Here is a 969-nt window from a genome sequence, read left to right as displayed (position 1 = left end):
CGGGTGGCGCAGCCAGTCGGGGACGGCGGCGGGCCCGTTGTAGGGGATGCAGCGCATGGGGACGGTGGGGCGGCCCAGGGGTAGGCGGACGCCGGGCGGCATCTGGTCGATGGTCCACTGGCCGGTGACGATCTCCTCGTCGAAGGGGCGGCCGTGGCGGGCGAGGGTCCAGGTGAGCCATTCGGCGAGGGTGTCGTCGTGCTGGGCGGCGGGGCGGCGGTAGGTCTTGCGTAGGAACGCGTCGCGGGTGCTGAGGAACATGTCGGGGAACGACAGCAGGCGGGCGTGCGCGGCGCCGCAGACGCGGGCGGCGACGGCGCCGGCGAAGGTGAAGGGTTCCCAGACGACGAGGTCGGGGCGCCAGTGGCGGGCGAAGTCGACGAGGTCGTCGACCATGGTGTCGCCGTTGGCCTGGGAGTACACCATCGAGGTGAAGACGGTGTCCCAGTAGCGGAGCAGGTCGAGGTCGAGCCGGTCGGGGCGGTTCTCCAGGAAGTCGGGGTCGCGCAGGGGCGCGAACATGGCGGGGCCGGCGTGGCGCATGACGGTGTCGAGGTGGTGGTCGGCTCCGACGGGGACGGCGGTGAGGCCGGCGGTGGTGATGTCGGTGGTGAGGGCGGGTTGGCTGGCGACGCGGACCTCGTGGCCGGCGGTGCGCAGGGCCCAGGCCAGGGGGACGGTTCCGTTGAAGTGGGCGTTCTGCGCGAAGGACGTCATCAGGACCCGCATGGTGTCCTCCTCGTGCGGATGCGGGGTCAGGCGGCGACGGGGAGCCGGAGGACGCCGTGGGTGACGGGGGCGCGCATGCGGCGCAGGGTGGGTGCGGTGCGGTGCAGGCCGGGGAGCCGGGTGGCGAGGGTGCGCAGGGCGGTGTCGGCGAGGAGGCGGGTGAGGTGCGCGGTGAGGCCGGCGGCGGTGCCGGGGGTGAGGGTGAGGTGGTCGGGTTCGCCGTGCCGGTCGAGGGTGAAG

Annotated in this window: 2 pseudogenes; both read right to left on the bottom strand. The window is 73.9% G+C overall.

Going from position 1 to position 969, the window contains the following annotated elements:
• Nucleotides 1–729 (bottom strand): annotated as a pseudogene (locus tag DEF28_RS26600) (nucleotide disphospho-sugar-binding domain-containing protein); the annotation flags it as partial.
• Nucleotides 730–755: 26 nt separating this feature from the next.
• A pseudogene (locus tag DEF28_RS27805) lies at nucleotides 756–969 on the bottom strand (cytochrome P450); the annotation flags it as partial.

Origin of the sequence: Marinitenerispora sediminis (assembly GCF_003336425.1) — a bacterium.
GTDB lineage: Bacteria > Actinomycetota > Actinomycetes > Streptosporangiales > Streptosporangiaceae > Marinitenerispora > Marinitenerispora sediminis.
Note: the sequence above shows the minus strand (reverse complement) of the source record. Positions and strands in the feature narration are given on the sequence as shown.